Below are 3,029 nucleotides of genomic sequence, written 5' to 3'. Positions count from 1 at the left end.
CGCACTTGGTGGTTGAATTCACCGCCCAGCCTCATGCCGCCGCACATTTTTTGACAGTGTCCCATGTGCGTGTTGTGACGCTCTTCCCGAACGTCTTTTCAATGAGTGTCATAAAGATTGGGCCGCGTTCGTTTGGAACGTACGCAGTGAACACTTCACTGCCCTTCACGGCTAGGATTTGAGCGCCATCAAGTTCTATTGGCAACAAAAGACTTTCTGGATGAGGTTGACTCAAGAAGGTCACAACACGCTTTGCATTTGGCGAAATGAAGCCGGAATAGGGATCAGTCCTGAGTATGGCAAGTAGATGCTCAGTAGTACGCACAATGACGGGAAAGCTACGAGAGAGGTGTTTGGCCATGCCGGATTCAATGGCCTTGACCAAGGCGGATTCGGTCTTTTGGGTGCTCGTAAAAATCACATTTCCGCTGGACAGAACTGTTTTTACGGCAGTAAAGCCAATGCTCTCAAAGCATGCTTTGAGTTCAGGCATCTTGGCATTCATTGGACTAACACCGCGTAGAAATGCAACGTAGCGGGGCATGTGTTGCTCCTGGGGCCTAACGCCAGAATTAAGCCGAAGCGCGAAGCGATTTCGGCTTGAATGATGTGTTAGGCACTATGCTGCGCCGTGTCCTGGATTGTTGAGCACGCAGCATTGAAGAGGTCAAAGACGTCGACAGCTTCTCCTCGCTCAATGCGCTTGGATATAGCTGTCAATGGAAAGACCAAAACCGAAGTGCCGTCCAACCTAAGAGCAGGGTCGCGCCCGTACTCGTCTTGAACCGCTACCCAGGTCAGACCGAGATGTTGGGCCAAGGCGTCTCCAAAAGTGATTCCGAGACACTGAAGCTTGAGCGTGTCCTCGGCTGACACCCATCCGTTCTCCAAAATTGCGTCCAACAAGGCGAGTTTTCCATCAACCGTCTCGTACTTGTGCTGGGCCTGTGGCTCATAGTGGCCACGGACCCAGTCGCGCTTGGCTTCGACGTCCGCAGAGTCTTCTGGGGTCAGGTCTTCGATATTCTGGGTCATAGTACCTAACGCCTGAATTAAGCCGAGCCGCGAAGCGGCTTCGGCTTGAATGAAATGTTAGGCCGCGCGCTGGGGGAGTGTGCTCGCGCATTCATCCGCCCGGTAGCCGGCCCGCGTAAACAACGTATCAAGGCGATCGTACTCGTTGTGCAGGAAGGTCGGCAGGTCCGGCCAGCGATTAGTGAACTGATGAGAATCCCGTGGCACCCGATATATCTCTAATGAAGCTTGCCGCGTAAAGACAGCCGATCCGTCCTCAGAGTAGCTGCCAAAGAACACTCGATCATCTTCTTCGTGATCTTGCAGCCGATGGAAAATGCGGGTGCACTCCGAGTGATGTGTAGCCAGATCGAATGGCTCAAACTGTGCGGATAGGTCTCGGGCATAGTGGCCACGCAGCCCCCACAGAGACAGTGAACCGAACAGCGAAAGGCCATTGCAGCTCGAAAAGAGCTCGTGAAGCTGGCCGGTAAGTGCCGGGCCATAAGCTAGCCAGGCGGACTCCGGGACAGGAGCAAAGAAGCGATGCAGATAGGCTTGTGGGAAATCCCTAGGGATATGCGCTATCAGGCGTGAACCTGTGTCGGATTCCTTCGTGCCGAGGTGTTCCCACTCTGCGAATCTCTCAAGAACGTGACTAATCATCATCAGCGGCCTAACGCTAGAATTAAGCCGAGACACGGAGTGTCTTCGGCTTGAATGAATTGTTAGCACTCAGTCCGCGAACTCAACTTGAGTTGGACTGTCAGCTTTAACATGCGTTTGATAGTAGTACTTGCCCGTAGGGCGGTCATCTCTGACGAAGTCAATCCTGGTCCGCTTTGCCACGCCAAGTACAACGACCCGACGACCCAAGACGTCTTGCAACTTGACGCCAAGACGCTGTTCCAATCGTGGAACCATCGAGCTTGGCATTTCTATTGTCAGGCATCGCTGATCTCGGTAGTCCTTCTCGGAGTTCAGGTACGTCCGGCCATCCTGCGACCCAATTGCTTTAACTGTGAGAACGAATTGGCCCCGCACCCCGTACAACGGATCTTCGTTTGCCGCACGAATTGCGTCCATTGGCTCAATCCAGCCACCAGACCCGCTGGACACCGTAGAGCATGCGGAAATGAGAGCTACTAGAGCAAAAACAATTAACGAGCGCATGAACTCCCCAGTAAGTGCTAACGCCTTATGTCTTGAGTAATCCCTACCCTAGGTGCCGAGAGCCCGGCGTGCGCGCCCGATAACGCCTCGGTGTCAGCACCACCGTAATTCAGCAGGGGCCGCACGCCGGATCTCGCGTCCTGCGCCCGGACAGTTGATCGAGGTTTCCCTCGAACTGATAAGCGTGGGCCTCGGGCGCGATGCTCTCGACCCCTCAACTGTAGCGGAGAACGGGCATGGCGGCAGTGGGCATCGACGTGGGCAAGGCTAACCTGGGCATGGCGATGGATGGGATGCCGGCCGTGGCGCGGTTTGCCAACAGCCGCAGCGGCATCGCGAAGCTGGTGAAGCGGCTGCAAGCCGTTGGCGCCTCACGGATCGTGGTGGAAGCCACTGGCGGCTATGAGGAGCCGCTGCTGGAGGCGTGTTGCGACGCCGGTCTTTGGGTGGCCCGGGTCAACCCGCGTCAAGCACGCGACTTTGCCCGCGCGACTGGCGAGTTGGCCAAGACCGATGCCATTGATGCCCGTTTGCTGGCGCTGATGGCGCGATTGTTCGCCGATCGCCTGCGTCCGTACGCGGCAGCTCAGCCTTGGCAGCGCGAGTTACGCGACTGGTTGCGGCGACGCGGCCAGGTCGTGGTGGTGCTGCAGGCGCAGAAGCAGCAAGCGGCGATGGCGTCGACGGCCGTCCGAGCGCTGACGGCGCGCACCGTGGCGGCACTGGCGCGCGAACTGGCAGCCATCGATCGCGCCGTGCAGGCCCTGATCAAGCAGCACGCGACGCCCGCGCTGCGCTCCAGCAAGGGACTGGGGCCGGTGTTTCAGGCGACCATGCTGGCG

3 protein-coding genes are annotated in these 3,029 nt (G+C 57.2%); 1 reads left to right on the top strand and 2 read right to left on the bottom strand.

From position 1 onward, the window contains the following. Positions 1–31: 31 nt before the first annotated feature. Complete coding sequence (locus N800_RS15745; protein WP_084087753.1) at positions 32–544, bottom strand: DUF1697 domain-containing protein; 513 nt, start codon at positions 542–544, stop codon at positions 32–34. Between the two features lie 68 nt (positions 545–612). Next, entirely contained in the window at positions 613–1,035 is a 423-nt protein-coding gene (locus tag N800_RS14895) for a DUF3806 domain-containing protein (protein ID WP_036140464.1), read from the bottom strand. 1,388 nt (positions 1,036–2,423) lie between these two features. Here N800_RS14895 and N800_RS14885 point away from each other — a divergent pair. Further along, positions 2,424–3,029: IS110 family transposase (locus N800_RS14885; protein WP_156963024.1), on the top strand; the 606-nt coding region annotated here is incomplete at its 3' end.

Origin of the sequence: Lysobacter daejeonensis GH1-9, assembly GCF_000768355.1 — a bacterium.
In the GTDB taxonomy this organism is placed as follows: Bacteria; Pseudomonadota; Gammaproteobacteria; order Xanthomonadales; family Xanthomonadaceae; genus Aerolutibacter; species Aerolutibacter daejeonensis.
This window is presented reverse-complemented; position numbering and strand designations above follow the sequence as displayed.

Coding starts and splice junctions, on each gene's coding strand:
- N800_RS15745 (WP_084087753.1), bottom strand. CDS start 544: ATGCCCCGCTACGTTGCATTTCTACGCGGTGTTAGTCCAATGAATGCC.
- N800_RS14895 (WP_036140464.1), bottom strand. CDS start 1,035: ATGACCCAGAATATCGAAGACCTGACCCCAGAAGACTCTGCGGACGTC.